The organism is Streptomyces corchorusii, assembly GCF_001514055.1.
In the GTDB taxonomy this organism is placed as follows: Bacteria; Actinomycetota; Actinomycetes; order Streptomycetales; family Streptomycetaceae; genus Streptomyces; species Streptomyces olivaceoviridis.
The window spans coordinates 463026-488997 of the sequence record NZ_KQ948357.1 but is presented as its reverse complement, the minus strand read 5'-3'; the positions used below and the strand labels follow the sequence as shown (position 1 = coordinate 488997).

The following is a 25972-nucleotide window of genomic DNA, read 5'->3' as shown; positions in this document are numbered from 1 at the left end:
CAAGAGCCCTCCGCACTCGCTCCCGTGCATTTTCGAATTCGCCTCGCTAAATTCCTGCCGCATGACTGCCGTACCCGCAGACCTGCTCATCGAACGGCCGGCGACGACCGACGGAGCCGTGCTCTGGCGTCTCGCCAAGGAATCGAAAACCCTCGATGTGAACTCCTCCTACAGCTATCTGCTGTGGTGCCGGGACTTCGCCGGCACCTCGGCGGTGGCGCGCGGCGCGGGCGGGGAGCCGGTCGGCTTCGTCACCGGATACCTGCGGCCGGACCGCCCGCGCACGCTGCTCGTCTGGCAGGTGGCCGTCGACCCCGCCCACCGGGGCCACGGCATCGCCGCCAAGCTGCTGGACGGGCTGACCGCCCGGCTCGTCGCCGAGCGGGGGATCACCGGGATGGAGACCACCATCACGCCCGGCAACACCGCGTCCGAGCGCCTGTTCACCTCCTTCGCCGAGCGGCACGGCGCACAGGTGACCCGCGAGGTGCTGTTCCCCGCCGAACTGTTCACGGACGGCCCGCACGACCCCGAAGTCCTGTACCGCATCGGCCCGTTGACCGACTCCACCCCCCACTGAGGAGCGATTCACCGTGACCATCACCCAGCCCGACCTCAGCGTCTTCGAGACCCTGGAGTCCGAGGTGCGCAGCTACTGCCGCGGCTGGCCCACCGTCTTCGACCGCGCGCGGGGCAGCCGGATGTACGACGAGGACGGGCATGCGTACCTCGACTTCTTCGCCGGTGCCGGCTCACTCAACTACGGCCACAACAACCCCGTCCTCAAAGGGGCGTTGATCGACTATCTGGAACGGGACGGCGTCACCCACGGCCTGGACATGTCGACCACGGCCAAACGCGCCTTCCTCCAGACCTTCCAGGACCTGGTCCTGCGCCCGCGCGACCTGCCGTACAAGGTCATGTTCCCCGGGCCGACGGGCACCAACGCCGTGGAGTCGGCGCTGAAGCTGGCGCGGAAGGTGAAGGGCCGCGAGGCGATCGTGTCGTTCACCAACGCCTTCCACGGCATGTCGCTGGGCTCCCTCGCCGTGACCGGCAACGCCTTCAAGCGGGCCGGCGCGGGCATTCCGCTGGTGCACGGCACGCCGATGCCGTTCGACAACTACTTCGACGGCACGGTCCCGGACTTCCTGTGGTTCGAGCGGCTGCTGGAGGACCAGGGCTCCGGGCTGAACAAGCCCGCCGCCGTGATCGTGGAGACCGTGCAGGGCGAGGGCGGCATCAACGTCGCCCGGCCCGAGTGGCTGCGTGCGCTGAAGGAGCTGTGCGAGCGGCAGGACATGCTGCTGATCGTCGACGACATCCAGATGGGCTGCGGCCGTACCGGCGCGTTCTTCTCCTTCGAGGAGGCCGGCATCACGCCGGACATCGTCACCGTGTCGAAGTCGATCAGCGGCTACGGGCTGCCCATGTCGCTGTGCCTGTTCAAGCCCGAGCTGGACGTGTGGGAGCCGGGCGAGCACAACGGCACCTTCCGCGGCAACAACCCCGCCTTCGTGACCGCCACCGCCGCGCTGGAGACGTACTGGACCGACGGCTCGGCCATGGAGAAGCAGACCCGCGCCCGTGGCGAGCAGGTCGAGCGGGCCCTCGTCTCCATCACCGAGGAGAACCTGGCCGACGTGCGGGAGTACCGAGGCCGCGGGCTCGTGTGGGGCCTGGAGTTCCACGACAAGTCCCGGGCCTCCCGGGTCGCCCGCCGCGCCTTCGAGCTCGGGCTGCTGATCGAGACGTCCGGTCCGGAGGGCGAGGTCGTCAAGCTGCTGCCGGCCCTGACCATCACGCGCGAGGAACTGGACGAAGGACTCAGCGTCCTCGCCCGCGCCGTCCGCGAAACCGCCTAGCCAGACCCAGCAAGCCAGCAAGGAGGAAGTGCACCCCCATGATCGTCCGTTCGTTCAAGGACATCGAAGGCACCGACCGGCACGTCAGGGCGAAGTCCGGCACCTGGGAGAGCAAGCGGATCGTCCTCGCCAAGGAGCGCGTCGGCTTCTCCCTGCACGAGACCATCCTGTACGCCGGGACGGAGACGTCGATGTGGTACGCCAACCACATCGAGGCCGTCGTCTGCACCAAGGGCGAGGCCGAACTCACCGACCAGGAGACCGGGAAGACGTACACCATCACCCCCGGCACCATGTACCTCCTCGACGGGCACGAGCGGCACACGCTGCGCGTCAAGGAGGACTTCCACTGCATCTGCGTGTTCAACCCGCCGGTCACCGGCCGGGAGGACCACGACGAGAACGGCGTCTACCCGCTGCTCACCGAGCCCGAGGAGGTGTGAGAGACCATGACCACCGCCACCGTGAAGGACCTCTACCCGACCCGCGGCACCACCGAGGTGACCGTCCCCCGCCAGGACCCCGTCGTCTGGGGCGCCCCGGACACCCCGGGACCGTTCGAGACGGCCGACCTCCAGGCGTACGAGCGGGACGGCTTCCTCGCCGTCGACCAGCTCATCGGCCCGGACGAGGTCGAGGTCTACAAGCGTGAGCTGGACCGGCTGGTCGCCGACCCGGCGATCCGTGCCGACGAGCGCTCGATCGTGGAGCCGAAGTCCAAGGAGATCCGCTCGGTCTTCGAGGTGCACCGGATCAGCGAGGTGTTCGCGAACCTGGTGCGCGATCCGCGCGTGGTCGGCCGCGCCCGGCAGATCCTCGGCTCGGACGTGTACGTCCACCAGTCCCGGATCAACGTCAAGCCGGGCTTCGGCGCGAGCGGCTTCTACTGGCACTCGGACTTCGAGACCTGGCACGCCGAGGACGGCCTGCCGAACATGCGCACGGTGTCCGTCTCGATCGCGCTGACCGAGAACCACGACACCAACGGCGGCCTGATGATCATGCCGGGTTCGCACCGGACGTTCCTGGGCTGCGCCGGTGCCACGCCGAAGGACAACTACAAGAAGTCCCTTCAGATGCAGGACGCGGGCACGCCGTCGGACGAGGCGCTGACCGCGCTGGCGGCCGAGTACGGCATCCGGCTGTTCACCGGCAAGGCCGGCTCGGCGACCTGGTTCGACTGCAACGCCATGCACGGCTCCGGCGACAACATCACGCCGTTCCCGCGCAGCAACGTCTTCATCGTGTTCAACAGCGTGGAGAACACGGCGGTGGAGCCGTTCGCGGCGCCGGTGCGGCGGCCGGAGTTCATCGGGGCGAGGGATTTCACCCCGGTGCGGTAGCCGCTCCCCGGTTCCCCGGGCCGGGGCCTCCCCGTGTGGGACACCAGGCCCCGGCCCGGTCGTGTCAGCCGGACAGCGCCTCCAGCAGCCGGTCCACGTCGGCGGCCGTGTTGTAGAGGTGGAAGGCCGCGCGCAGGTTGCCCGCGCGGTCGGAGACCTCGATGCCCGCCTCGCTCAACCCGGGCTGCCGGAAGCCGAGTCCGGGGACCGAGACGATCGCCGAGCCGGGAGCGGGCACCGGCTCGTGGCCGAGGCCGGCGAGACCCGCGCGGAACCGGTCGGCGAGGGCGGTGTCATGGGCGTGCACGGCGTCCACACCGAGTTCCTCGATCAGCTCCAGGGAGCGCCGCAGACCCGCGAAGGTGAACAGGGCGTGGGTGAGGTCGAACCTTCGGGCGGAGTGGGCGAGCTCGGCCACCGGGCCGTAGCAGCTGTCCCACGGCCGCTCGGCCGCGACCCAGCCGGCGAGCAGCGGGGTCAGCCCGCCGAGGTCCTCGGGGACGGTGAGGAAGGCGGCGCCGTGCGGGCCCAGCAGCCACTTGAAGGAGACGCTCGCGGTGAAGTCGTAGGCGTCCGCCTCCACCGGCAGCCAGCCGGCGGCCTGGGAGAAGTCGACGTAGGTGCGGGCGCCGTGGGCGCGGGCGGCCTCGCGCAGGGCGGGCAGGTCGGCGATCCGGCCGTCGGCGGACTGCGCGGCGCTGACCGCGACGAGCGCGGTCCCCGGCCGGACGGACTCGGCGATCCGCTCCAGCGGGACCGTGCGGACCTTGAGGTCGCCGCGGACGTGGAAGGGGTTGAGCACGGAGGTGAAGTCGTCCTCGGCGGTGAGGACTTCGGCGCCCGCCGGGAGCGAGGCGGCGATCACACCGGTGTGCGCGGCGACCGAGGCGCCCGCCGCGACGCGGGTGGCCGGGACGCCGGCGAGCCGGGCGAACGCGGCCCGGCTCGCCTCCACGTCCTCGTACAGGGAGGTCAGCGGCCGGCCCTCGGCCCGCAGCAGCGCCGCTTCCTGGAGGGCGGCGACGGTGCGGGCCGGCAGCAGGCCGTTGCTCGCGGTGTTGAGGTAGATGCTCTTCGGGGTGAACTCGGCGCGGACGAGGCTCTCGAACGTCTCCGTGGTCTCCATGGGTCCACTCTGCGGCCCAGGCAACTACGCGTCCATCGCGAATTCTTACGCGGTTCCTCTTAGCGGCCCTTATACAACCGCCCCGACCTGTGCTTTCAGCCCTGCTGCGGCACCGCGCACCCGTCCGGCCCGCACGCCTGGGCGTCACCCTGCTCGACGAGCTTCAGCGGCGAGCGCTCGCCCCAGGCCTGGGTGAGCGCCTGGGTGAAGACCTCGGCGGGCTGGGCACCGGAGACGCCGTACGTCCGGTCGAGGACGAAGAACGGCACACCGGTCGCGCCGAGCTGGGCGGCCTCGCGCTCGTCGGCGCGGACCTCGTCGGCGTAGCGGGACGGGTCGGCGAGCACCGCGCGGGCGGCGTCGGCGTCCAGTCCCGCCTGCGCGGCCAGCTCCACCAGACGTTCGTCGCCCTCGGTGAAGACGGACCGCTCCTCGGCGAAGTTCGCCCGGTAGAGGATCTGGATCAGCTCGTCCTGCCGGCCCTGCTCCTTGGCGAAGTGCAGCAGGCGGTGCATGTCGAAGGTGTTGCCGTGGTCGCGGTCCCGGGTGCGGTAGTCCAGGCCCTCGGCGGCGGCCTGGGCGGCCAGGTTGTCCTCGCCGGCCTGGGCCTGCGCCTCGCTCATGCCGTACTTCCGGGTCAGCATGGTGATCACCGGCTGGACGTCGCCCTTGGCGCGGCCCGGGTCCAGCTCGAAGGAGCGGTGCACCACCTCGACCTGGTCGCGGTGCGGGAAGGCAGCCAGCGCCTTCTCGAAGCGGGCCTTGCCCACATAGCACCAGGGGCAGGCGATGTCGCTCCAGATCTCGACGCGCATGTCTTCGGCTCTCTCAAGGTCGTACGGGTGCGGGGGCTCTCCCCGGCCGGTACATGAACGTTCAAGCAGCCGGTTTCATTCCCGGGGCGGCACGGAGAAGTGCAGGAAGAGGTGGTGGTCGCCGTCGGCGGGCGGGTGGGCGGGGTCCGGGAGCCAGCCCTGGCGGGCGTAGAAGACCTGGGCGCGCCGGTTGTCCACGTGGACGTCGAGGACGGCCCGGCTCCTGCCCCCGGCGCGCCACCGCTCGACGCAGGCCGCGTGCAGGGCCGTCCCGATGCCGCGGCGCCAGCGGTCGGGGTCGATGTGGAACTGGTACAGCTTGACCGTGCCGGCGGGGCCGTCCTCCGGGGGCCGGAAGGAGGCGACACCGGTGATCGCGCCCTCCTCCACGACGCAGAGCACCTGTCCGTCGGGGCGCTCGACGGCGCCGCGCCAGGCGGCGGTCCAGTCGATGCCGTCGTCCGGGAGGCCGTCGGGGTAGTACGTCGAACGGGCCCTGCGGTGCAGTGCGGCGATCCGCTCGGCCTCGGCGGGCAGGGCGGTGCGGATCACGCGGACGCCCCTGACACGGTCATGATCACGCAGGGGAGGACGCGGCCGGCCGCCGTCCGGTTCCGCCCCGGCCCGACGGGAGCCCGGCGGGCGGTCCGCTCAGCCGCCGTCCCGCAGGTCGCTCGGTCCGCCGGGCCTGAACGCGATGTGGTCGTAGGTCACCGCGCACCCCTCCCCCACGGGCGACTGCGCCATGAACCCGACCAGCGCGGCACCGGCCTCCTCCTCGCCCAGGGTGAAGAACCGGACGAAGGTCCAGCGCGCGCCGTCCCGGGAGGCGTGGAAGGCGAAGGCCCGCCCCGTCCGGCTGACCCGCAGCCACACCGAGTCCCCGTCCACCGTGAAGGAGTTGGCGTCGTCGGAGTGCCCCCGGGTGACCACCGTGCACACGGTGGGCACGTCCGGGGAGTACTCCAGACAGAGCTTGGCCCAGGACCGCTCGCCGGCATGGACGTACAGCACCCCGGCGTCGAACGCGTCACGGAACCCCACGGACACCCGGGCGATCAGCTGGAAGTCCCCTGCGGGCGGGGCTCCGAGCAGCCGGGGCGCGTCGGAGGCGGAATCGAGTGCGTCACCGGTGGGCGGCACGAACCGGTCCTGACGCGGCCCGGCGCGCCCGGTGAGCACACCGTCCTCGTAGGACCAGTCGCCGTCCGGCCCGTAGGCCTTCAGGGAGAAGGGCACCTCAGGAATGTCCAAGTCCGTCAACCTCTCCTCACCCCCCTGCGGCGCTACCGCTCCAGCACCCCGTTGAACCGCCGAGGAAGCCCCAGGGGGTTGTCGTCCTTCAACTCGTCCGGCAGCAACGCCTCGGGCGCGTTCTGGTAGACGACCGGCCGCAGCCACCGCTCGATGGCCGTACCGCCCACGGAGGTGGACGTGGACGTCGTGGCCGGGTAGGGCCCGCCGTGGTGCTGCGCGGGCGCCACCGCGACCCCTGTCGGCCAGCCGTTGACCAGCACGCGCCCGGCGAGCGGCGTCAGCTCGGCCAGCAGCTCCGGCCCCCGCCCCCGCCCGGCGGCCTCGTCCGAGGACACCTGGACGGTCGCCGTCAGGTTGCCCGGCAGCCGCGACAGCACCGCCGTGGCCTCGGCCTCGTCCGCGTAGCGGGCCACCACGGTGACCGGCCCGAAGCACTCCTCCAGCAGCAGGTCGTACGCCCCCTCCTCGGCCAGCTTCTCCGCCGGCACCGTGAGGAACCCGGCGCTGACCGCGTGCTCACCGCCCGCGCCCGGGGTGACCGGCGACTCCACGTCCGGCAGCTCCGCGCGCTCGGCGACGCCGGCGACGAAGTTGTCCCGCATGCGGTGGTCGAGCAGCACCCCGGCGTCGGTGTCGCTGACGGCGTCGGTCAGGGACTTCACCAGCCGGTCGCCGGACGCGCCGGACGGCACCAGCACCAGGCCGGGCTTGACGCAGAACTGGCCCACGCCGAGGGTCATCGACCCGGCGAGCCCGCCGCCGATCTCCTCGGCCCGCTCGGCCGCGGCGGCCTCGGTGACCAGGACCGGGTTCAGCGAACCGAGTTCGCCGTGGAACGGGATCGGCACCGGGCGGGCGGCGGCGGCGTCGAACAGCGCCCGTCCGCCGCGTACCGAACCGGTGAAGCCGGCCGCGGCGACCAGCGGGTGCTTGATCAGTTCGACGCCCGCCTCGAAGCCGTGCACGAGTCCGACGACGCCCTCGGGGATGCCGTGTTCGGCGGCGGCCCGGCGCAGCACCTTGGCGACCAGCTCGGACAGGGCCGGGTGGTCGGGGTGGGCCTTGACGACGACCGGGCAGCCCGCGGCCAGCGCGCTCGCGGTGTCGCCGCCGGCGACGGAGAAGGCGAAGGGGAAGTTGGAGGCGGAGTAGACCGCGACGACACCGAGCGGCACCTTGTAGCGGCGCAGGTCCGGGACGGGCGGGGTGGCGGTGTCGTCGGGGTGGTTGATGATGACGTCGAGGAAGGCGCCCTCGTCGACGATGTCGGCGAAGGCCCGCAGCTGGTAGCAGGTGCGGGCGAGTTCGCCGGTCAGCCGGGCGGGGCCGAGCGCGGTCTCGGCGTCGGCGGTCTCGACGAGGCCGTCCTTGGCCACGTCCAGGCCCGCGGCCGCCGAGCGCAGGAACGCGGCGCGGACCGTGCGGTCGGTGAGGGCGTCGCGCGCGGCGTGGGCCGCCCGGACGGCCGCGTCCACCTCCTGGGCTGTGGCCTCCACCGCAACCTGTTCACGCTGCTTCCCGGTGCGCGGGTCGACACTCCAGACTGGTGCTGCTGCCACCGCGGGTCCCTCCCAGTAAAGGCCGCATTGTCTACGACGATCCAGGCTCACCCATCAGCCGCGTTCGATATACTGAACGCTGTCTCTGATGATGAATATGCTGCTCGGAGACTATATAACTCAGTCCTCGTCGAACGAAGGGGTCAAGGGCGATGGCGGCAGGCGACGCAGGGGGCGGGGCGCAGGTCAAGTCCGCGGTACGGACCGTTGAGCTGCTCGAATACTTCGCCGGCCGGCCCGGTATGCACTCCCTCGCGGCCGTCCAGGAAGCCGTGGGGTATCCCAAGTCCAGCCTGTACATGCTGCTGCGCACGCTCGTGGAGCTGGGCTGGGTGGAGACGGACGCGACGGGCACGCGGTACGGCATCGGGGTGCGGGCGCTGCTGGTCGGTACGTCGTACATCGACGGCGACGAGGTGGTGGCCGCCGCCCGCCCGACCCTGGACCGGCTCTCCGACGACACGACGGAGACCATCCACCTGGCCCGGCTCGACGGCACCAACGTGGTCTACCTGGCCACCCGTCAGTCCCAGCACTACCTGCGGCCCTTCACCCGCGTCGGCCGCCGGCTCCCGGCCCACTCGACCTCCCTCGGCAAGGCGATCCTCGCCAGCTACACCGACGAGCAGGTGCGCAAGCTGCTGCCTCAGACGCTGCCCGCGCTCACCGAGCACACCATCACCGACCGGGAGAAGCTCATCGAGGAGCTGCACCAGGTCCGGGAGCAGGGCTTCGCGGTCGACCGCGAGGAGAACACGCTGGGCCTGCGCTGCTTCGGCGTGGCGATCCCGTACCGCACGCCCGCGCGGGACGCCATCAGCTGCTCGGTGCCGGTGGCCCGGCTGACCCCCGCGCACGAGCAGATGATCAAGGACGCGCTGTTCGACGCGCGGGACCGGCTGACGCTGGCGACCCGCAGGCTCTGACCCCGGCAGCCGCGGCCGGGGGGCCGTAGGCTCGGTCGCATGGAGATCGCGCTGCGGGCCGTACGGGACGGCGACCTGCCGGTGTTCTGCCGGCAGATGACCGACCCGGAAGCCGTCCGGATGGCCGCGTTCGGTCCGGAGGACCCGTACGACCGGCAGGCCCTCGCGGCCTACTGGCAGCGCATACGGAACTCCTCCGCCGTGCTGCGCACGGTCCTGGCCGACGGCGAGGTGGCCGGCAACGCGGCCGTCTACGGCGTGGCCGGCGAGCGCGAGGTGACGTACTGGATCGACCGCGCGTACTGGGGCCGGGGCGTGGCGACGGCCGCGCTGCGGGCCCTGCTCGCGGAGGTCCCCGAACGGCCGCTGTACGCGCGCGCGGCGGCCGACAACCACGCGTCGCTGCGCGTCCTGGAGAAGTGCGGCTTCCGCGAGGCGGCCCGTGCCCGGGGGTACGCGAACGCGCGGGGCCGGGAGATCGAGGAGGTCGTGCTGATCCTGGAGGCTTCCTGAACGCGGGCCGCGGGACGGCGCACGACATGAACGCCGGATGAGAAAACCGGTCGTACGGGAACGATCGCACCCGTCTCGATCGTCTTCCCAGCGGGATGAACAAGACGATCAGGCGGGCGTCCGTCTTCGCGCTGCTGCTCGTGCTCGCCCTGCTGGTCAGGGCCACGTGGTTGCAGTTCTACGACGGCAAGGCCCTCGCGGACGACAACGACAACCGGCGGAACGCGATCGCGACCTACTCGCGGCCCCTCGGGAACATCATCGTGGCCGGGAACGCGATCACCGGCTCGACGCGGACGAAGGGAAGCGACCTCGCGTACAAGCGGACGTACACGGACGGCAGGCTGTACGCCGCCGTGACGGGGTACGCCTCGCAGGCCTACGCCCCCACCCAGCTGGAGGGCGTCTACAAGGACCTGCTCAACGGCACGGACAACCGGCTGAAGACCGTGATGGACACCGTCACCGGCGAGCGCTCCGAACCGGGCGACGTGCTGACGACGATCGACCCGGCGGTGCAGAAGGCGGCCTACCGCGCGCTCGGCGACAAGAAGGGCGGGGCCGTCGCGATCGACCCGAAGACCGGCAGGATCCTCGCCGTGGCGTCGACGCCGTCGTACGATCCCTCCGCGCTCACCGACGCGAACACCGCCGGCCAGGCCTGGAAGACGCTCAACGCGGACAAGGACAAGCCGCTCACCAACCGCGCGCTGCGCCAGCCGCTGCCCCCGGGCTCGACGTTCAAGCTGGTCGTCGCGGCGGCGGCGCTGGAGGACGGGCTGTACAAGAACGTGGACGAGCCGACCGACAGCCCCGATCCGTACCGGCTGCCGGGCACGGTGCGCGACCTGGCGAACGAGAACAAGTCAGCGCCCTGCGAGAACGCCTCGATCCGCGTCGCCCTGCGGTACTCGTGCAACAACGTCTTCGGCCACATGGCCGTCCAGCTCGGCCAGGACAAGGTCCGGGCCATGGCCGAGAAGTTCGGCTTCGACGACGACGCGCAGGACGTGCCGGTGCGGGCCTACGCCAGCGTGTACCCGTCCGGCATGGACCAGGCGCAGACCGCCCTGTCCGGCATCGGCCAGTTCGACGTCACCGCGACCCCGCTCCAGATGGCCATGGTGTCCGCTGCCATCGCCAACGGCGGCAAGCTGGTCTCGCCGCACATGGTCTCGCAGATCACCGACAGCGGCGGTGGTGTGCTGAAGGACTACGACGACAGCGCCGGCACCAAGGAGATCATCAGCTCCACCACCGCCGAGCAGCTCCAGTCGGCGATGCAGACGGTGGTGAAGGACGGCACCGGTACGAACGCGCTGATCGACGGGGTGACCGTCGGCGGCAAGACCGGTACCGCCCAGCACGGCGAGAACAACAGCAAGACGCCGTACGCCTGGTTCACCTCCTACGGCAAGTCCGACAGCAACGGCAAGGAGGTCGCCGTCGCGGTGATGGTGGAGCAGTCGGACGCGGCCCGCTCGGAAGTGAGCGGCAACGGCCTGGCGGCGCCGGTGGCCAGGGCGATGATGCAGGCGGCCCTGAAGTAGCCCCTCACCTCACCCCGAGGATCTGCTCCACCGGGTCGATCGCGAAGTACACCAGGAACAGCGCCGAGACCGCCCACAGCAGCCAGTTGACCTCGCGGGCCTTCCCCACCACCGTCTTGATGACGACGTAGGCCAGGAACCCGGCGCCGATCCCGTCGGTGATGGAGTACGTGAACGGCATCGCGGCGATGGTGAGGAACGCCGGGACGGCGATCTCGTAGCTGTCCCAGTCGATGTGCTTGACGTGGGTCATCATCAGGAAGCCCACGGCGATCAGCGCGGGCGCCGCCGCCTGGAGCGGGACGATGGTGAGCAGCGGGGTGAGGAAGAGGGCGAGCCCGAACAGGCCGCCGGTGACCAGGTTGGCGAAGCCGGTGCGGGCGCCCTCGCCGACGCCGGCCGCCGACTCGATGTAGGCGGTGTTGGAGGAGGCGGAGCCGACACCGCCGGCGACGGCCGCGGCGCCGTCGATGAACAGCACCCGGCCGATGCCGGGCACCTGGCCCCGCTCGTCCAGCAACCCGGCCTCCGCGGTGATGCCGACGATCGTGCCCATGGCGTCGAAGAAGTCGGACAGGATGAGGGTGAAGACCAGCAGGACGGCGGTGAGGACACCGGCCTCGGCGAAGCCGCCGAACAGGCTGAAGTGACCGACCAGCCCGAAGTCCGGGGCCGCGACGACCTTGTCGGGGACCTCGGGCGTGGTCAGGCCCCAGCTCTTGATGTCGGCGACGGCGTTGATGACGATCGCGACGACGGTCATCGTCACGATGCTGATGAGGATCGCGCCCTTCACCCTGCGGGCGAGCAGCGCGACGGTGAGCAGCACGCCGAGGCAGAAGACCAGCACCGGCCAGCCGGTGAGCCGGCCGACGGCGCCGAGCTGGACCGGGACCGTGGTGTGGGCGGCGTCCGGGATGCGGCTGACGAACCCGGCGTCCACGAAGCCGATGAAGGCGATGAACAGGCCGATGCCGACGCCGATGGCCTGCTTCAGCTGCTGCGGGATCGCGTTCATGATCGCTTCCCGGAGTCCGGTGAGCACCAGCACGCAGATGACGATGCCTTCCAGGACGACCAGGCCCATGGCGTCCGCCCAGCTCATCAGCGGGGCGAGCTGGAAGGCGACGACGGCGTTGAGGCCGAGTCCGGCGGCGATGGCGAGGGGCAGATTGCCGCCGACGCCCATGACGACCGTCATCACACAGGCCACCAGGGCGGTGGCGGTGGCGAGTTGGCCGGTGTCCAGGGTGTGGCCGAACTTGTCCTTGGCGCTGCCCAGGATGATCGGATTCAGGACGAGGATGTAGGCCATGGTGAAGAACGTGGCGAAGCCGCCGCGTATCTCGCGCCCGAGCGTGGATCCCCGTTCGGAGATCCTGAAGTACCGGTCGACGGACATGGTCCCACTCCTCGTCACCTGAAGATCGGTCGGCGGATGCTGGCTGGATTGTTCCCCCGTCGGACCCGTCTCAGGTTTTCTCCGTGTTACGTCGTCGAGTTCGGCCCAGGTCACCCGTGGGCACGGTCGTGGGCGACGCCGCCTCCGTGGAGTTCACGCGGTGACCGGCGACTTCGCCCCGCACGACGGCGCATGGGCGCGCGGCCCGACACAGCCCCGCGCCCCTGGCGCGGCGAGGGCGCTACCGGCCTCCGGCAGACGGACCCCGTCCACGGAGTACGCGCCGGCCCCCGCCGCGGCACGGTGCTGCCGGTGGGCGGAGGCCGAGTACGAGCGGCTGTTCAGGACGTGCGGATGGGCTCAGCTGACGAAGTACGTCGGGTTCGGCAGCTTGTACGTCCGGTCGGCGTGGCCGCCGTCCAGGTCCGAGTACTGGTCGCCGAAGTTGGCGATGATCTCGTAGCCCAGGTCCTCGATGTGCTCGCGCGTCCCGGACTTGTACTGCACGGTCGTGCAGTTCCAGGTGCCCGGGGTGGCGCAGTCCTTCAGGTAGGCCGGCGGGTTGGCCTTGTCCTTGAGGAACATGTGGCCGGCGTCGAGGTTCACGTCGGCGCCGACCTTCTTCAGGTTCTCCACGGCGGCGGCGCGCTGGGCCTCGCTGAGGCCGGAGTTGTAGAAGACCTCGACGCCCTTGGACGCGGCGTAGCGCACGAGCTCCGGGCTGCCGAAGACGGCGGGCCGGTCGGCGCGGTTCACGTAGTCGTTCCAGGTGCCGGAGTTGTACGTGTAGTTGTACCGCTTCTCGTAGTCGAGGCTGAGCAGCAGCGTGTCGTCGATGTCGAAGACGACGGCCGGCTTCTCGCCCCTGTGGTGCGCCTTGCGGGCCGCCTTGTCGATGTAGCTCTTGGCGTCGGCGTCCAGGCGCGCCAGGTCCTTGGCGTACGGGCTGTCCTTGGACGCCTGGTAGACGCCGTCGCTGTCGGCGGTGGTGCCGTAGTAGGTGTCGATGTCCTTCACCAGGACCCCGATGTTGTACGGCTCGTGGGTGGAGTTGGCCGTCGACTGACCGGCGCCGGCCGCGCCCGCGCCGTACAGCGCCGCACCGGCGACGACACAGGCGGCACCGGCCGCGACCGCCTTGAGGGACTTCCGCATGAATTCTCCGGATCTGGTGGATGAGAGTGACGTACCAGGTCGGAGACTGTCTACGCGCATCACGCGGACAGGGCGAGCCCCGTTACCCGATCGATACGCAGCCTTGTTCCGCTCCCGCCTGGAGCATTACCTTCCGATTGCCTGGATCGGGGGTCGCAGGCGACCGCTTCCGGCTGTGGAAGGTGGGCGTGCCGGGCCGAGGCGGCAAGTCTCCCGGTCGACGGAGCCGTCCTCCGAGAACGGGGTCACCGGGATGGCCACCACGTCGGCCGGGGCGGCCCGTTGGCGCTCGAACGTCACGCTGCTCATCTCCGGCCTTCCTCCGGGCGGAGCTCGGGGAACGCACGGCGCACGAAGGACGCGATGTGTGCGTGCAGGGCGCTCGCCGCGCCGTCCGCGTCACTGTCGAGCACGAGCACGAGCGCGAGCCGCAGGATCTCCCGGTGTCCGGCGGCCTCCCGCTCCCAGGAGGGGCCGGCGGCCCGGGCGACGGCGTACTGGCTCATCACCACCAGACCGGTCCCGGCGAGGGTCTTCAGCGCCTCGCCCACCGGGGTCTTGGACACCCCGAACCGCGCGGCCGGTTCCGTCTCCACCGGGGCCTGACCGGGCGTCAGCTGTCCGGTCGGGATGCGGTGTCCGATCGCGTCGAGCACGTACTGCCAGGCGGCGCCGGCCGGCATGGCGGGAGGGTACGACGCCTGCTCCCCGCTTCGGCTCACGGCACCGGTCAGACCTCCATCACCGCGTCGCAGTCCGGGCACACCAGGGACGCGTACGCGGCGGGGTACCACGGCTCCCCGGGGGGCCGGGAAGGGCTCCGGGGAGCCTTCGTCATGGCGAAGGTGTCCTTGCCGCACAGGGTTCGCGGGCCGGCGGCGTCGGGCCTGTCGGGAGCGGCGGGCGCCGCGTGCACCCTGCGGGGGAGCCGTTCCGCGTCGGGCGGTCCGGCCGCGGGGGCGCGTGCGGCCCCGGGCTGTTCGAGCTCGTACACGACGACGATCTCGCTCATGTCTCCACCGTAGGCGCGGCGGCCCGGCGCGGCCCGTTCACCCGCCGGCGGAGCCGGGCAGGCCGAGTTCGCGGCCTCGGTAGAAGCCCTCGCGTTCCTCGGCGACGAAGGGGGCCATGGCCTCCCGCCGCCGGGCCTCCGCCTCGGAGGTCCGCCACGCGTCGCACGCCTCGCGGGAGTCCCAGAACGACACCCCGGTGATCTCTTGTCCGTCCTCGGACCAGTACGCGTAGGCCCGGTGCAGGCCCTGCGGTGCGGGCTCCGGGCGCCACGCGCTCTCGAAGTCCTCCAGCGTGCCCGGCTGAAGGCGGCGCGTCGTCACCCACACGTAGTGCTCCCGCATGGCGGCTCCCTCCGTACCCGTTCGGCTCGCCCCCCTCTCAGGGTCACCGTAGGCCCGATGCGCCGCTTCCGCCGCCCGGCCGCCGCCGGCCGGCCCGGGTCCGGCCCGCTGGGGTCAGGCCCGGTGCGGCCACCCCGGGTCCCGGCCGCTGAGGCCGACGGCCCGGTCCAGCGGGGGCGCGTCCACGGGGACCGGGACGGCCGGGCCGAAGAGGCCGTCGCCTCGGTCGGGGTCGTCGGCCGCGGCGCGCAGGAAGGTGAGGGCCGAGTCGAGGGCGGCCGGGTCCGGGGCGTAGTCCTGGCCGGTGGCGCGGGCCAGGTCCCAGCCGTGGATCACCAGCTCGTCGGCGACGACGGCGCCCGCTACCGCGCCGGGCAGGTCCACCCCGCCGGCGCGGGTGCCGCCGGTCCAGGCGGCCGGGTCGCGCCAGGCGTCGGCCAGCGCGTCCAGCGCCTTCGGCAGCTCCTCGCGCCAGCCGGGGCCGAGGTCCGGGAAGGCGGCGTCCGGGTGGGTGTCGGTGGTCGTGCCGAGGTCCTTGCGGGCGGCGTCCCGGAAGGCCACGGACAGCGTCAGCAGGTGGCCCAGCAGGTTGCGCACCGCGTGGTGCGGGCAGGGTGTGGCGGCGGTCAGCTGCTCGTCGGTCACCGACTCGGCGAGCCGGGCCACGATCCTGGTCTGGGGGCCGAGGTCCACCATGGTCATGGTCACTCCTTCAGGGTCGCGCTCTCCGTACGAAGGGCTGACCGGCGGGCCCCCGCGAACTCATCGGTGCGGCGCAGCGACTCCCACGGCGCGCGACCGCCGCCGAGGCACCAGACGGCGATCACCGGGTCGCACAGCGCGCAGCCGAACGACGAGTCGTGCGCGAAGGGGATGATCGGGTGGCCCTTGAGGTGGTGGACGACGTCCCACGCGGTGTGCAGCAGCCAGGCGACGCCGATGAACGCCCAGGAGTCCAAGCCCTTGTAGGCGACGCAGGTGGCGAGCGCCGTGAACGCGAACTCCCAGCCGCCGAGGCCGCCGCCGCTGAGGTAGGCGGCTCCGGCACCGGCCACGACGACCGCGTTGAGGCGGCGCCGGTGGGGTTCCGGGACGAGGGACATGAGGACGACGTAGAGCAGGCCGATGAGAAGGGGGGCGAGGTAGCGCATGCGGCCGACGGTAGGTGTGCGGGCCCGGACGCCCCAGGGGCTCCAGTGCCAGGTTCCGACGGATTGTCGCCGTCGCGTCGGGAGGGGGCCGTCCGCCGTACCTAGGTCACCTGCCCGATCCGCGGCCCCCCGCCTTAGGCCCACGATGACCGGGCATGACGACTTCCTGGACCGTGTCCCGCGTGCTGCGGGACCGCAACGCGGGGCTGTGTCTCACCGGCCTGGTGGTGTCCGCCTTCGGCACCTCCTCGCTGTGGCTGGCGTCGGGCGTGTGGGTGAAGGAGCTGACCGGGTCGGACGGACTGGCCGCCCTGTGCCTGCTCGCGATGTGGGCGCCCACCCTGGCCGGCCCGGCGCTCGGCACGCTCGCCGACCGGTTCCGCCGCAAGCCCCTGCTCATCACGGTGAACCTGGGCCTCGCGGCGCTGCTGCCCGCCCTGTTCGCCGTCGACTCCCCCGGCCGTCTGTGGCTGCTGTTCGCCGTCCTGGTGGTGTACGGCGCCGCCGGTGCCGTCCATGACGCCGCCGAGTCGGCGCTGATGACGGCGGCGGTCGGCCCGGACCTGCTCGGTGACGTCAACGGGCTGCGGATGACGCTCACCGAGGGCATGAAGCTCGTCGCCCCGCTGACCGGGGCGGGCCTCTACACGGCGTGGGGCGGTCCGGCCGTGGCCTGCCTGGACGCCGTGACCTTCCTGCTCGCCGCCGGGCTGTGCGGCCTGCTGCGGGTGCGCGAGGAACCGCCCGTGCGGTCCGGCGGCGGCTGGCGGAAGGAGACGGCGGAGGGGGTCCGGCACCTGTGGGGCCACCCCGGGCTGCGCCCGCTGGTCCGGGCGGGCGGTACGACGATGCTGCTGACGGCGCTGAGCGGCACCACGGTGTACGCCGTGGTCGACCGCCTCGGCCACTCCCCCGCCTACACGGGCGTGCTGTACGCGGCCCAGGGCGCCGGTTCGGTGGCGGCCGGGCTGCTCGCCGGGCCGGCGCTGCGCAGGCTGGGCGGGCGGCGGTTCGCGGCGGCCGGGATCGCGCTGACCGGGGCCGCGGTGGTGGCGCGGGCCGTGCCGTGGGACCCGGTGGCCCTGGCCACCAGCGTGGCGTGCGGGCTGGGCCTGCCCTGTGTGCTGGTCGCCGCGCTGACGGCGGTGCAGCGGGAGACCCCCGGCCCGCTGCTGGGCCGGGCGACGGCCACCGCCGGCACGCTGCTCTTCACCCCGAACGTGCTCGGCCTCGCCCTGGGGGCCGGCCTCGTCGAACTGGCCGGCCCCGGCCTGCTGCTGCCCCTCTACGGCCTGGCACTGCTCCTGACGGCACTGCCACTGGCCCAGCGGACCCCGAGCGCCTCCCGGACCGCCGCCAGGTCACCGTCCGACGCCAACCCCGCGTGACACAACCGCGTCGCACCACCGGCACGCGCGCGTCCCACGACCGGCCGGCCCCCGGCCCGCCGTCGCCGCCCCACCACCTGGCACCACTCCCGACGGCGGCCACTGGCTCAGCGGGCCCCGAGCGCCTCCCGGACCGCCGCCAGGTCACCGTCCGACGCCAACCCCGCGTGATACAACCGCAGTTCCGTCGCACCGTCGGCGCGCGCGCGTGCCGCGTCCGCCGCGAGGGTGGCGGGGCTGCCGCCCATCCCCGTGACGACCGTGAAGTTGGCGGCCAGCACGGTGCCCTCGCGGGCCTGCCCGGCGAAGGGCGCCAGCAGGGCCGTACCGCCGGTGCAGGGCACCACCACGCCGTCGGCCACGGACAGGATGTGCGCGGGGTCGACACCGACGTTGGCGCCGCAGTGGTACGGGACCGGGTCGGCGTGCAGCAGGACCTGGAAGCCGTCCGGCGCGGCGGCGCGCACGGCGGTGACGGCCTCCTCCTGGAGGGTGCGGGCGGTGGTGTCGCGCCACGCGCGCGTGGCTGCCGCCGTGTCCTCGCCGAGCAGTTTCTCCACCGTCGGCCAGCCCCCGTCGTCCGCCGCGCCCCGCCACAGCGGCTCCAGCGCCTCGCGTACGGCCCCGGCCAGCGCGTCGGCGTCCAGTCCCCGCTCGCCGTAGCCGGTGCGGCAGGACGGGCAGAAGCACAGGGACATCAGGTACTGCCCGGCGTCCCCGAGGCCGACGCCGGCGGTCTTGTCGTGGGCGTGCAGGTGCTGGAGCCCGTACCAGCCGAGGGACTCCAGTTCGGTGCCGTGCGCGCCGGGGCGTACGGCGGCCTCGGCGGCCAGGTCGACCAGGTACGCGCGCGTGGCGGGCTGGGCGACGCAGGGGGCCCACGGGTAGCGGTCGCCGTAGGCGTTGACGACCGAGGTGTCCGGGTGCTCGGAGCCCAGGCGGGAGTTGTGGGCGAGGACGACCCAGGTGTGCACCTCCAGGCCGGCCGCAGCCAGGGCTTCGGCGGCCTCGCCGTAGGCGTTGCCGGGGGCCCAGCGGCCGGCGGGGTAGGGCCGCAGGCCGCGGCCCGCCCAGCGGTCGCCGGGCGGGTAGAGCACGGCCGCGTACTCGGCGGTGACGATGCGGTGGCGGGGGTGGCGGGGGGTGAGGGCGCGGGTGGAGTGGTAGGCGGAGGCCAGGGTCACCTGCTCCACGCCGAGTCCGGCGATCCGCTCCGGGGCGGCGGGGTCCCCGTTGACGTCCCAGGGGTAGACGAACGCCGACGCCTTCACGCGTCCTCCCCCGGCAGGGCGTGGCCGTGCCCGCTCACGCGTCCTCCTCCAGCAGTTCGTAACCGCGTTCGATGAGCCGGGCGAGTTGTTTGACGTGCTCCTCGGCCGGCTCGTGCAGCGGGGGCCGGACCTCGCCCACGTCCAGGCCGCGCAGCCGTACCCCGGCCTTGACGAGGGAGACGGCGTATCCGCGGCCCTGGGCGCGCAGTTCCACGAAGGGGCGGTAGAAGCCGTCCAGGAGGCGGTGGGCGGTGGCCAGGTCGCCCGTCTCCAGCGCGCGGTGGAAAGCGAGGGCGATCTCCGGCGCGAAGCAGAACACCGCCGACGAATACAGGGTGATGCCGAGGGCGCGGTAGGCGAGCTGGGTCTGCTCGGCGGTGGGCAGGCCGTTGAAGTACAGGAAGTCGCCGGGGACCTCGGTGCGGACCGCGCTCACGATCCGCTGCATCAGGTCCAGGTCGCCGAGGCCGTCCTTGAGGCCGATGACGCCGTCGGTGCGGGCCAGTTCGGCCACGGTCGCCGGGGTGAAGAGGGCGTTGTCGCGCTGGTAGACGATGACGGGCAGGTCGGTGGCGGCGGCGACCTCCCGGTAGTGCCGCAGCAGGCCCTCCTGGTCGGCGACCACGAGGTACGGCGGCATGGCGAGGAGGCCGTCGGCGCCCGCACCGGCGGCGAGGCGCGCGTAGCGGACGGCGAGGGCGGTACCGTAACCGGCGCCCGCGACGACCGGGACGCGTCCCTCGGCCGCCTCGACGGCCACCCGGACGCAGGCCTCGAACTCCTCCGGCAGCAGCGCGTGGAACTCCCCGGTGCCGCAGCAGGCGAAGACGGCGGCGGCACCGGCCGCGACACCGCGGCGCACATGGGTGCGGTAGGTGTCCAGGTCGAGTGAGCCGCCGGGGCCGTAGGCCGTGACGGGGAAGAACAGCGGCCCGCGCGGATCGCTGAGCCGTTCGGTCAGAGGGGCTGGCGTCACGGACTCTCCCTTGAGGACACGCCGGTGCATGTTTCTGATCCACGTCCATATTTCTGAACGTGACCACGCTAAAGGGCCTTCTTGTGGCAGGTCAAGCAGGCGAACTCGCACGACGGGCGCGAATTCCCCGTCGTCACGCCAGACTTGACGGTGCCCGGTGGACTCTCTAGCGTGTCCACGTATGTGAATATCGGCCACAAGGAGAACCGAGGATGCCCGCTCCCCGCACCATCCTGCTCACCGGCGCCGCCGGCGGGCTCGGCACCCTGATGCGGTCCCTGCTGCCGGAGTACGGCTACACGCTGCGCCTGTTCGACGTGCGCCCCGTCGAGGGCGAGCCGGACGCGATCACCGCGGACCTCGGCGACACGGAGGCGCTGCGCGAGGCGGTACGGGGCGTGGACGCGATCCTGCACCTCGCGGGGATCTCCCTGGAGGCCCCCTTCGAGAAGATCCTCAGGTCGAACATCGAGGGCACCTACAACCTGTACGAGGCCGCCCGCCTCGAAGGCGTGCCGCGGATCGTCTTCGCCTCCTCCAACCACGCCGTCGGCTTCACCCCGGCCCCGCGCGCGGGCGAGCCGCTGATCCCCATCGACACCCCGCGCCGCCCGGACACCTTCTACGGCCTGTCGAAGTCCTTCGGCGAGGACCTGGCGCAGCTCTACTGGGACAAGCACGGCCTGGAGACCGTCTCCGTGCGCATCGGCTCCTGCTTCCCGGAGCCCACCAGCGTCCGCATGCTCTCGGTGTGGATGAGCCCGGCCGACGGCGCCCGCCTCTTCCACGCGGCCCTGACCGCCGGGGAGGTCGGCCACACGGTCGTCTACGGCTCCTCCGCCAACACCCGCCTGTGGTGGGACCTGACCACCGCGCGGGCGCTCGGCTACGACCCCCAGGACGACTCCGAGCCGTACGCCGAGAAGCTCATCGCCGAACAGGGCGAGCTGGACCCGCAGAACCCGGCCCACGGCCACCTGGGCGGCCACTTCGTGAACGACCCGCCGATCTGGCCGTACTGACCCCCTCCGCCGGCCCGGGTGGCTCCCGGCGGCCGGAAACGATCGTCCACGCGCGCGGGCGGGCACCGAACGGGCCCGCCCGCCGCCATGTCCGGGCATCCACCGTGCCCGATCCCACGCCGTCCCGGACAGCCGCGCAGGTCCGCGACGGGCACGGCCCGCGTGAAGCGGGCACAAGCGGGCAGTATCGGGCCCGCAACAGACCTGGTCAGCGCCGCACACCGGCGGTAGAACTTCCCCCATGGGCCCGAACGGGCAGGTCCACAGGGAAGTGGGTGACGACATGACCACCAGGACGGCGGAAGAACGCCAGCGGGAGATCGTGCGGGCCGCCCGCGCCACCGGCTCGGTGGACGTCACCGCGCTCGCCGCCGACCTGGGCGTGGCCAAGGAGACCATCCGGCGCGACCTGCGCGCCCTGGAGGACCACGGCCTGGTCCGCCGCACCCACGGCGGCGCCTATCCGGTGGAGAGCGCCGGGTTCGAGACGACCCTCGCCTTCCGCGCCACCAGCCATGTGCCCGAGAAGCGCCGGATCGCCACCGCGGCGGCCGAACTGCTCGGGGACGCCGAGACCGTCTTCGTCGACGAGGGCTTCACCCCCCAGCTCATCGCCGAGGCACTGCCCAGGGACCGGCCGCTGACCGTGGTCACCGCGTCCCTGCCGGTCGCGGGCGCCCTCGCGGAGGCCGACCAGATCTCCGTGCTGCTGCTCGGCGGCCGGGTCCGCCCGGGCACGCTGGCCACCGTCGACCACTGGACGACGAAGATGCTGGCCGGCTTCGTGCTCGACCTCGCCTACATCGGGGCCAACGGCATCTCCCGGGAACACGGCCTGACCACCCCCGACCCGGCGGTCAGCGAGGTGAAGGCGCAGGCCGTCCGGGCCGCCCGGCGCACGGTCTTCGCGGGCGTGCACACCAAGTTCGGCGCGGTCAGCTTCTGCCGGTTCGCGGAGATCGGCGCGCTGGAGGCGGTCGTGACCAGCACCCTCCTCCCGGCCGCGGAGGCCCACCGCTACTCCCTGCTGGGCCCGCAGGTCATCCGGGTCTGATGCGGCAACCCGCCCCCGTCCAGGGGCGTTCCGCACCATCGAACGCCCCTTATATCCCTCTTTCCCCTCTTTCCCCTCTTTCAGGAGCGATCCATGCGCACCCCGAGCCGACGGAGGCCGCGAGCCACGCTCGCCCTGGCCGCCGCAGGGACGCTGCTCGCCCCGCTGCTCTCCGGCTGCTGGGCCGGTGCCGGCGGGACCGGTTCCGGCGGCGACTCCATCAACGTCCTGATGGTCAACAACCCGCAGATGACCGAGTTGCAGAAGCTGACCGCCGCCCACTTCACCAAGGACACCGGCATCAAGGTCAACTTCACGGTCCTGCCCGAGAACGACGTCCGCGACAAGATCAGCCAGGACTTCGCCAACCAGGCCGGTCAGTACGACGTGGCCACCCTGTCCAACTACGAGATACCGATCTACGCGCGCAACGGCTGGCTGCACGAGATGGACTCCTACGCCGGGAAGGACCCGTCGTACGACGAGCGGGACGTGCTCAAGCCGATGCGCCAGTCCCTCACCGGCGACGACGGCAAGCTCTACGGACAGCCCTTCTACGGCGAGTCCTCCTTCCTCATGTACCGCAAGGACGTGTTCGCGGCGAAAGGCCTGACCATGCCCGCCCGTCCCACCTGGCGGCAGGTCGCCGACCTGGCCGCGAAGGCGGACGGCGCCCGGCCGGGCATGCGGGGCATCTGCCTGCGCGGGCTGCCCGGCTGGGGCGAGCTGATGGCACCGCTGACCACGGTCGTGAACACCTTCGGCGGCACCTGGTTCGACAAGGACTGGAAAGCGCGGCTGGACTCCCCGGCCTTCGAGAAGGCGACGAGGTTCTACGTCGACCTCGTCCGCGAGCACGGCGAGTCCGGCGCCGCCCAGTCCGGCTTCGCCGAATGCCTGAACAACATGACCCAGGGCAAGGTCGCCATGTGGTACGACGCCACCTCCGCGGCCGGACTGCTGGAGGCGGCCGGCTCCCCGGTCAAGGGGAAGCTCGGCTACGCCCCCGCCCCCGTCGAGCGCACCGCGTCCTCCGGCTGGCTCTACACCTGGGCCTGGGGCATCCAGCAGGCCTCCCGCAACCCCGACAAGGCCTGGAAGTTCGTCTCCTGGGCGTCGGGCAAGGGGTACGAGCGACTGGTCGGCGAGACCAGCGGCTGGTCCAACGTCCCGGCGGGCAAGCGGGCGTCGACCTACACCAACGCCGACTACCGGAAGTCGGCCGCCGCGTTCCAGGAGATGACCAAGGAGGCCATCGAGAGCGCCCGGCCGAACGACCCCGGCGTGCAGCCGCGGCCCGCGCCCGGCATCCAGTTCGTCGGCATCCCCGAGTTCACCGACCTGGGCACCAAGGTCTCCCAGGAGATCAGCGCGGCCATCGCCGGACGCCAGTCCGTCGGCGCGGCCCTGAAGAAGTCGCAAGCGCTCGCCGAGAAGATCTCCGAGGAGTACGAGGGACGATGACAGCGACGACCACGGCCCCCCTCGCGGCCACCCCCGCACGGACGGTCCGGCAGCCCTCGGCCCGGCTGCGCGCCTGGGCCACCCGAGCCCCGCTCCTGCCGGCCCTCGTGTTCATGATCGTGGTGACCCAGCTGCCCTTCGTGGCCACGCTGGTGATCTCCTTCTTCGACTGGAACGCCCTCTATCCCAAGGCCCGCCGCTTCACCGGCCTGGACAACTACCGCCAGGTGCTCACCGACGCCGACCTGCGCCACTCGGTGTGGACGACCGTGCTGCTCACGGCGGCCGTGGTGCTGGCCAGCCTGGTCATCGGGCTGGCGCTGGCACTGCTGCTGGACCGGCGGTTCCGCGGCCGGGGCATCGTCCGCACCCTGCTCATCGCCCCGTTCCTGGTGGTGCCGGTGGCCGCCGCACTGCTCTGGAAACATGTGCTCTACAACCCCGAGTACGGCTTGCTCAACGGGTTGCTGCACTATGTGGGCGGCCCACAGCCGGACTGGGTCTCCCGCACCCCGCTGCTCGCGGTCGAGGCCTCCCTGGTGTGGCAGTGGACGCCGTTCATGATGCTGATCCTGCTGGCCGGGTTGCAGAGCCGGGACCAGCAGCAGATCGAGGCCGCGCGGGTCGACGGCGCGAGCGACTGGCAGATCTTCCGCCATCTGACCCTGCCCCACCTGCGCCGTTACCTGGAACTGGGCGCGCTGCTCGGGTCGATCTACATCGTCCAGAACTTCGACGCGGTCTTCACGATCACCTCCGGCGGCCTGGGCACCGCCAACCTGCCCTACACCGTCTACCAGAGCTTCTACCAGGCCCACGAGAACGGCCTGGCCTCGGCCGCCGGCGTCCTGGTGGTCATCGGCTCGATCGTCATCGCGACCTTCGCCCTGCGCGTGGTGTCGTCCCTGTTCCGCGAGGAGGTGTCCCGCGCATGACCGCCGTACTGCGCCGGGGTGGTCTCGGCCTGGTGGCCTGGCTGGCCGGCATCGTCTTCTTCCTGCCCATCGCGTGGATGGCCCTGACGTCCCTCCACTCCGAGGCGGACGCGGCGACCAACCCGCCGTCCTTCACCGCCTCGTTGACGCTCGACGGCTACCGCGAGTTCTTCGGCAGCGGCGGCGGGGCGAGCCCGTGGCCCGCGCTGGTCAACTCCACGGTGGCGTCGGTCGCCTCCACGCTGCTGGTCCTGCTGCTGGCCCTCCCGGCGGCCTACGCCCTGTCGATCCGGCCGGTGAGGAAGTGGACCGACGTCCTGTTCTTCTTCCTGTCCACCAAGATGCTGCCGGCCGTGGCGGGCCTGCTGCCGATCTACCTCTTCGCCAAGAACGCCGGGATGCTCGACAACATCTGGCTGCTGGTCGTCCTGTACACCTCCATGAACCTGCCGATCGCGGTGTGGATGATGCAGTCCTTCCTCGCCGAGGTGCCGGTCGCGGTCATCGAGGCGGCGCGGGTGGACGGCGCCCGGCTTCCGGTGATCCTCGCGCGCGTGGTGGCCCCGATCGCCCTGCCCGGCATCGCCGCCACCGCCCTGATCTGCTTCATCTTCAGCTGGAACGAACTGCTCTTCGCCCGAGTCCTGACGGGCGTGGTCGCCGAGACCGCCCCCGTCTTCCTGACCGGCTTCATCACCAGCCAGGGCCTGTTCCTGGCCAAGGTGTGCGCCGCGTCGCTCGTCATCTCCCTGCCGGTGCTCGCCGCGGGGTTCGCCGCCCAGGACAAGCTGGTCCAGGGCCTGTCGTTGGGAGCCGTGAAATGAAGGCCGCCGTCATCGAGTCCGTGGGCCGCGCCGTCGTCACCGAGGTGCCCGACCCGACACCGGGCCCCCGCGAGGTGGTCGTCGAGGTCGCGGCCTGCGGTCTGTGCGGTACCGACCTGCACATCCTCCAGGGCGAGTTCGCGCCCAAGCTGCCCATCGTCCCCGGGCACGAGTTCGCGGGCGAGGTCGTCGGCGTCGGCACCCAGGTCACCGAGGTGGCCGTCGGCGACCGGGTGGCCGTGGACCCCTCGCTGTACTGCTACGAGTGCCGGTACTGCCGCACCGGCCACAACAACCTGTGCGAGCGGTGGGCGGCCATCGGCGTGACGACGGCGGGCGGCGCGGCACGGTACGCGCTGGCCCCGGTCGCCAACTGCGTGAAGCTGCCCGACCACGTCCGCACCGAGGACGCGGCCCTGGTGGAGCCCCTGTCCTGCGCGGTCCGCGGCTACGACGTCCTCCGTTCCCGCCTGGGCGCCCACGTCCTCATCTACGGCTCCGGCACCATGGGCCTGATGATGTTGGAGCTGGCCAAGCGGACCGGTGCGGCGAGCGTGGACGTGGTCGACGTCAACCCGGCCCGCCTGGAGACGGCCCGCCGGCTCGGTGTCTCGGCGTCCGCGGCGAACGCCGACGAACTGGACCGCCCGCGCGGCTGGGACGTGGTGATCGACGCGACCGGCAACGCGGCGGCGATCCAGGACGGCCTGGACCGGGTCGCCAAGGCGGGCACGTTCCTCCAGTTCGGGGTGGCGGACTACGCGACCCGCGTGACGATCGACCCGTACCGGATCTACAACCAGGAGATCACGATCACCGGCTCCATGGCGGTGCTGCACAGCTTCGAGCGGGCGGCCGAGCTGTTCGCGAACGGCGTGCTGGACCCGGACGTCTTCATCAGCGACCGGATCCCGCTGGAGCGGTACCCGCAGGCGCTGGAGCAGTTCGCGGCGGGGGTGGGGCGCAAGATCGTGGTGGTGCCCTGAGCCGATTGGGGGGGCGGGACCCTGAGCCGATTGGG

28 protein-coding genes and 1 pseudogene are annotated in these 25972 nt (G+C 72.0%); 14 read left to right on the top strand and 15 right to left on the bottom strand.

The annotated features are described in order from the left end of the window. Positions 1 to 61 precede the first annotated feature (61 nt). Genes ectA through thpD form a run of 4 tightly spaced genes read left to right on the top strand, consistent with a single transcriptional unit; the run spans position 62 to position 3208 of the window. A complete protein-coding gene (gene ectA / locus AQJ11_RS20705) occupies positions 62 to 580 on the top strand; it encodes a diaminobutyrate acetyltransferase (protein WP_059263987.1) in 519 nt (172 codons plus the stop codon). Between the two features lie 13 nt (positions 581 to 593). Continuing rightward, complete coding sequence (ectB, locus tag AQJ11_RS20700) at positions 594 to 1865, top strand: diaminobutyrate--2-oxoglutarate transaminase (RefSeq protein WP_059263986.1); 1272 nt, start codon at positions 594 to 596, stop codon at positions 1863 to 1865. A 38-nt stretch (positions 1866 to 1903) separates the two neighbouring features. Continuing rightward, positions 1904 to 2308 carry an ectoine synthase gene (locus AQJ11_RS20695; RefSeq protein ID WP_014671934.1) on the top strand — a complete coding sequence of 135 codons (405 nt, stop codon included), beginning with the start codon at positions 1904 to 1906 and terminating at the stop codon, positions 2306 to 2308. A 6-nt stretch (positions 2309 to 2314) separates the two neighbouring features. Further along, positions 2315 to 3208 carry an ectoine hydroxylase gene (gene thpD, locus AQJ11_RS20690; RefSeq protein WP_014671935.1) on the top strand — a complete coding sequence of 298 codons (894 nt, stop codon included), beginning with the start codon at positions 2315 to 2317 and terminating at the stop codon, positions 3206 to 3208. A gap of 64 nt (positions 3209 to 3272) precedes the next feature. Here the strand turns inward: thpD and AQJ11_RS20685 are convergent, their stop codons facing one another. From AQJ11_RS20685 to AQJ11_RS20665, 5 genes are all read right to left on the bottom strand, one after another. Continuing rightward, entirely contained in the window at positions 3273 to 4334 is a 1062-nt protein-coding gene (locus AQJ11_RS20685) for an aminotransferase class V-fold PLP-dependent enzyme (RefSeq protein ID WP_059263985.1), read from the bottom strand. A 95-nt stretch (positions 4335 to 4429) separates the two neighbouring features. Continuing rightward, a complete protein-coding gene (locus AQJ11_RS20680) occupies positions 4430 to 5149 on the bottom strand; it encodes a DsbA family oxidoreductase (RefSeq protein WP_059263984.1) in 720 nt (239 codons plus the stop codon). 75 nt (positions 5150 to 5224) lie between these two features. Further along, positions 5225 to 5701, bottom strand: a complete 477-nt coding sequence (locus AQJ11_RS20675) for a GNAT family N-acetyltransferase (protein WP_059263983.1) — start codon at positions 5699 to 5701, stop codon at positions 5225 to 5227. A gap of 99 nt (positions 5702 to 5800) precedes the next feature. Continuing rightward, positions 5801 to 6412, bottom strand: a complete 612-nt coding sequence (locus tag AQJ11_RS20670) for a DUF1349 domain-containing protein (RefSeq protein ID WP_208616574.1) — start codon at positions 6410 to 6412, stop codon at positions 5801 to 5803. A 23-nt stretch (positions 6413 to 6435) separates the two neighbouring features. Next, positions 6436 to 7965 carry an aldehyde dehydrogenase (NADP(+)) gene (locus tag AQJ11_RS20665; RefSeq protein ID WP_079082366.1) on the bottom strand — a complete coding sequence of 510 codons (1530 nt, stop codon included), beginning with the start codon at positions 7963 to 7965 and terminating at the stop codon, positions 6436 to 6438. Between the two features lie 152 nt (positions 7966 to 8117). On the opposite strand from AQJ11_RS20665, the gene AQJ11_RS20660 reads away from it, so the two are divergent. From AQJ11_RS20660 to AQJ11_RS20650, 3 genes are all read left to right on the top strand, one after another. Continuing rightward, entirely contained in the window at positions 8118 to 8891 is a 774-nt protein-coding gene (locus AQJ11_RS20660) for an IclR family transcriptional regulator (RefSeq protein WP_014671941.1), read from the top strand. 39 nt (positions 8892 to 8930) lie between these two features. Further along, entirely contained in the window at positions 8931 to 9404 is a 474-nt protein-coding gene (locus tag AQJ11_RS20655; RefSeq protein ID WP_014671942.1) for a GNAT family N-acetyltransferase, read from the top strand. A gap of 95 nt (positions 9405 to 9499) precedes the next feature. After that, complete coding sequence (locus AQJ11_RS20650; protein ID WP_014671943.1) at positions 9500 to 10954, top strand: peptidoglycan D,D-transpeptidase FtsI family protein; 1455 nt, start codon at positions 9500 to 9502, stop codon at positions 10952 to 10954. A 4-nt stretch (positions 10955 to 10958) separates the two neighbouring features. Here the strand turns inward: AQJ11_RS20650 and AQJ11_RS20645 are convergent, their stop codons facing one another. From AQJ11_RS20645 to AQJ11_RS20615, 8 genes and pseudogenes are all read right to left on the bottom strand, one after another. Further along, the gene (locus AQJ11_RS20645; RefSeq protein WP_014671944.1) at positions 10959 to 12356 is read right to left on the bottom strand and encodes an NCS2 family permease; all 1398 of its coding nucleotides are present in this window, start codon (positions 12354 to 12356) and stop codon (positions 10959 to 10961) included. 360 nt (positions 12357 to 12716) lie between these two features. Continuing rightward, on the bottom strand, positions 12717 to 13511 hold the full coding sequence (locus AQJ11_RS20640; RefSeq protein ID WP_014671945.1) for an HAD family acid phosphatase: 795 nt from the start codon (positions 13509 to 13511) through the stop codon (positions 12717 to 12719). Between the two features lie 213 nt (positions 13512 to 13724). Then, positions 13725 to 13820: pseudogene (locus AQJ11_RS48315) on the bottom strand (dihydrodipicolinate synthase family protein); the annotation flags it as partial. After that, positions 13817 to 14194 (bottom strand): GntR family transcriptional regulator, encoded by a 378-nt coding sequence (locus AQJ11_RS20635; RefSeq protein ID WP_059263980.1) that lies wholly within the window; start codon positions 14192 to 14194, stop codon positions 13817 to 13819. The pseudogene AQJ11_RS48315 and the gene AQJ11_RS20635, both read right to left, overlap by 4 nt. A gap of 47 nt (positions 14195 to 14241) precedes the next feature. Beyond that, the gene (locus AQJ11_RS20630; RefSeq protein WP_014671947.1) at positions 14242 to 14523 is read right to left on the bottom strand and encodes a hypothetical protein; all 282 of its coding nucleotides are present in this window, start codon (positions 14521 to 14523) and stop codon (positions 14242 to 14244) included. A gap of 37 nt (positions 14524 to 14560) precedes the next feature. Further along, on the bottom strand, positions 14561 to 14866 hold the full coding sequence (locus AQJ11_RS20625; protein WP_014671948.1) for a hypothetical protein: 306 nt from the start codon (positions 14864 to 14866) through the stop codon (positions 14561 to 14563). A gap of 114 nt (positions 14867 to 14980) precedes the next feature. Then, positions 14981 to 15568 carry a TIGR03086 family metal-binding protein gene (locus tag AQJ11_RS20620; RefSeq protein WP_059263979.1) on the bottom strand — a complete coding sequence of 196 codons (588 nt, stop codon included), beginning with the start codon at positions 15566 to 15568 and terminating at the stop codon, positions 14981 to 14983. A 2-nt stretch (positions 15569 to 15570) separates the two neighbouring features. Beyond that, the gene (locus AQJ11_RS20615; protein ID WP_059263978.1) at positions 15571 to 16017 is read right to left on the bottom strand and encodes a DUF6010 family protein; all 447 of its coding nucleotides are present in this window, start codon (positions 16015 to 16017) and stop codon (positions 15571 to 15573) included. Positions 16018 to 16172: 155 nt separating this feature from the next. On the opposite strand from AQJ11_RS20615, the gene AQJ11_RS20610 reads away from it, so the two are divergent. After that, a complete protein-coding gene (locus tag AQJ11_RS20610; RefSeq protein WP_059263977.1) occupies positions 16173 to 17405 on the top strand; it encodes an MFS transporter in 1233 nt (410 codons plus the stop codon). Positions 17406 to 17512: 107 nt separating this feature from the next. Here AQJ11_RS20610 and AQJ11_RS20605 read toward each other — a convergent pair whose 3' ends face one another. Continuing rightward, positions 17513 to 18676: a hypothetical protein gene (locus tag AQJ11_RS20605; RefSeq protein ID WP_059263976.1), complete on the bottom strand. Its 1164-nt coding sequence runs from the start codon at positions 18674 to 18676 to the stop codon at positions 17513 to 17515. Positions 18677 to 18710: 34 nt separating this feature from the next. Next, on the bottom strand, positions 18711 to 19652 hold the full coding sequence (locus AQJ11_RS20600) for a 5-dehydro-4-deoxyglucarate dehydratase (RefSeq protein ID WP_014671953.1): 942 nt from the start codon (positions 19650 to 19652) through the stop codon (positions 18711 to 18713). 212 nt (positions 19653 to 19864) lie between these two features. Here AQJ11_RS20600 and AQJ11_RS20595 point away from each other — a divergent pair, with 212 nt between their 5' ends. The 6 genes from AQJ11_RS20595 to AQJ11_RS20570 all read left to right on the top strand — a co-directional run bounded on the left by AQJ11_RS20595 (position 19865) and on the right by AQJ11_RS20570 (position 25937). Further along, positions 19865 to 20674, top strand: a complete 810-nt coding sequence (locus AQJ11_RS20595; protein ID WP_014671954.1) for an NAD-dependent epimerase/dehydratase family protein — start codon at positions 19865 to 19867, stop codon at positions 20672 to 20674. Between the two features lie 283 nt (positions 20675 to 20957). Beyond that, the gene (locus tag AQJ11_RS20590) at positions 20958 to 21728 is read left to right on the top strand and encodes a DeoR/GlpR family DNA-binding transcription regulator (protein WP_059263975.1); all 771 of its coding nucleotides are present in this window, start codon (positions 20958 to 20960) and stop codon (positions 21726 to 21728) included. A gap of 93 nt (positions 21729 to 21821) precedes the next feature. Further along, on the top strand, positions 21822 to 23192 hold the full coding sequence (locus AQJ11_RS20585; protein WP_059263974.1) for an ABC transporter substrate-binding protein: 1371 nt from the start codon (positions 21822 to 21824) through the stop codon (positions 23190 to 23192). Then, positions 23189 to 24127, top strand: coding sequence for a carbohydrate ABC transporter permease (locus AQJ11_RS20580; protein ID WP_014671957.1), 939 nt, complete (start codon positions 23189 to 23191; stop codon positions 24125 to 24127). The genes AQJ11_RS20585 and AQJ11_RS20580 overlap by 4 nt, the downstream gene beginning before the upstream one ends. Next, positions 24124 to 24951 carry a carbohydrate ABC transporter permease gene (locus AQJ11_RS20575; protein ID WP_058080078.1) on the top strand — a complete coding sequence of 276 codons (828 nt, stop codon included), beginning with the start codon at positions 24124 to 24126 and terminating at the stop codon, positions 24949 to 24951. Before AQJ11_RS20580 ends, AQJ11_RS20575 begins: the two co-directional genes overlap by 4 nt. Continuing rightward, complete coding sequence (locus AQJ11_RS20570; RefSeq protein ID WP_014671959.1) at positions 24948 to 25937, top strand: zinc-dependent alcohol dehydrogenase family protein; 990 nt, start codon at positions 24948 to 24950, stop codon at positions 25935 to 25937. The genes AQJ11_RS20575 and AQJ11_RS20570 overlap by 4 nt, the downstream gene beginning before the upstream one ends. The last annotated feature ends 35 nt before the right edge of the window (positions 25938 to 25972 follow it).

Coding starts and splice junctions, on each gene's coding strand:
- thpD (WP_014671935.1), top strand. CDS start 2,315: ATGACCACCGCCACCGTGAAGGACCTCTACCCGACCCGCGGCACCACC.
- AQJ11_RS20625 (WP_014671948.1), bottom strand. CDS start 14,866: ATGCGGGAGCACTACGTGTGGGTGACGACGCGCCGCCTTCAGCCGGGC.
- AQJ11_RS20655 (WP_014671942.1), top strand. CDS start 8,931: ATGGAGATCGCGCTGCGGGCCGTACGGGACGGCGACCTGCCGGTGTTC.
- AQJ11_RS20620 (WP_059263979.1), bottom strand. CDS start 15,568: ATGACCATGGTGGACCTCGGCCCCCAGACCAGGATCGTGGCCCGGCTC.
- AQJ11_RS20660 (WP_014671941.1), top strand. CDS start 8,118: ATGGCGGCAGGCGACGCAGGGGGCGGGGCGCAGGTCAAGTCCGCGGTA.
- AQJ11_RS20570 (WP_014671959.1), top strand. CDS start 24,948: ATGAAGGCCGCCGTCATCGAGTCCGTGGGCCGCGCCGTCGTCACCGAG.
- ectA (WP_059263987.1), top strand. CDS start 62: ATGACTGCCGTACCCGCAGACCTGCTCATCGAACGGCCGGCGACGACC.
- AQJ11_RS20685 (WP_059263985.1), bottom strand. CDS start 4,334: ATGGAGACCACGGAGACGTTCGAGAGCCTCGTCCGCGCCGAGTTCACC.
- AQJ11_RS20575 (WP_058080078.1), top strand. CDS start 24,124: ATGACCGCCGTACTGCGCCGGGGTGGTCTCGGCCTGGTGGCCTGGCTG.
- AQJ11_RS20645 (WP_014671944.1), bottom strand. CDS start 12,356: ATGTCCGTCGACCGGTACTTCAGGATCTCCGAACGGGGATCCACGCTC.
- AQJ11_RS20585 (WP_059263974.1), top strand. CDS start 21,822: ATGCGCACCCCGAGCCGACGGAGGCCGCGAGCCACGCTCGCCCTGGCC.
- AQJ11_RS20650 (WP_014671943.1), top strand. CDS start 9,500: ATGAACAAGACGATCAGGCGGGCGTCCGTCTTCGCGCTGCTGCTCGTG.
- AQJ11_RS20680 (WP_059263984.1), bottom strand. CDS start 5,149: ATGCGCGTCGAGATCTGGAGCGACATCGCCTGCCCCTGGTGCTATGTG.
- AQJ11_RS20595 (WP_014671954.1), top strand. CDS start 19,865: ATGCCCGCTCCCCGCACCATCCTGCTCACCGGCGCCGCCGGCGGGCTC.
- AQJ11_RS20695 (WP_014671934.1), top strand. CDS start 1,904: ATGATCGTCCGTTCGTTCAAGGACATCGAAGGCACCGACCGGCACGTC.
- AQJ11_RS20580 (WP_014671957.1), top strand. CDS start 23,189: ATGACAGCGACGACCACGGCCCCCCTCGCGGCCACCCCCGCACGGACG.
- AQJ11_RS20590 (WP_059263975.1), top strand. CDS start 20,958: ATGACCACCAGGACGGCGGAAGAACGCCAGCGGGAGATCGTGCGGGCC.
- AQJ11_RS20615 (WP_059263978.1), bottom strand. CDS start 16,017: ATGCGCTACCTCGCCCCCCTTCTCATCGGCCTGCTCTACGTCGTCCTC.
- AQJ11_RS20635 (WP_059263980.1), bottom strand. CDS start 14,194: ATGCCGGCCGGCGCCGCCTGGCAGTACGTGCTCGACGCGATCGGACAC.
- AQJ11_RS20640 (WP_014671945.1), bottom strand. CDS start 13,511: ATGCGGAAGTCCCTCAAGGCGGTCGCGGCCGGTGCCGCCTGTGTCGTC.
- AQJ11_RS20610 (WP_059263977.1), top strand. CDS start 16,173: ATGACGACTTCCTGGACCGTGTCCCGCGTGCTGCGGGACCGCAACGCG.
- AQJ11_RS20630 (WP_014671947.1), bottom strand. CDS start 14,523: ATGAGCGAGATCGTCGTCGTGTACGAGCTCGAACAGCCCGGGGCCGCA.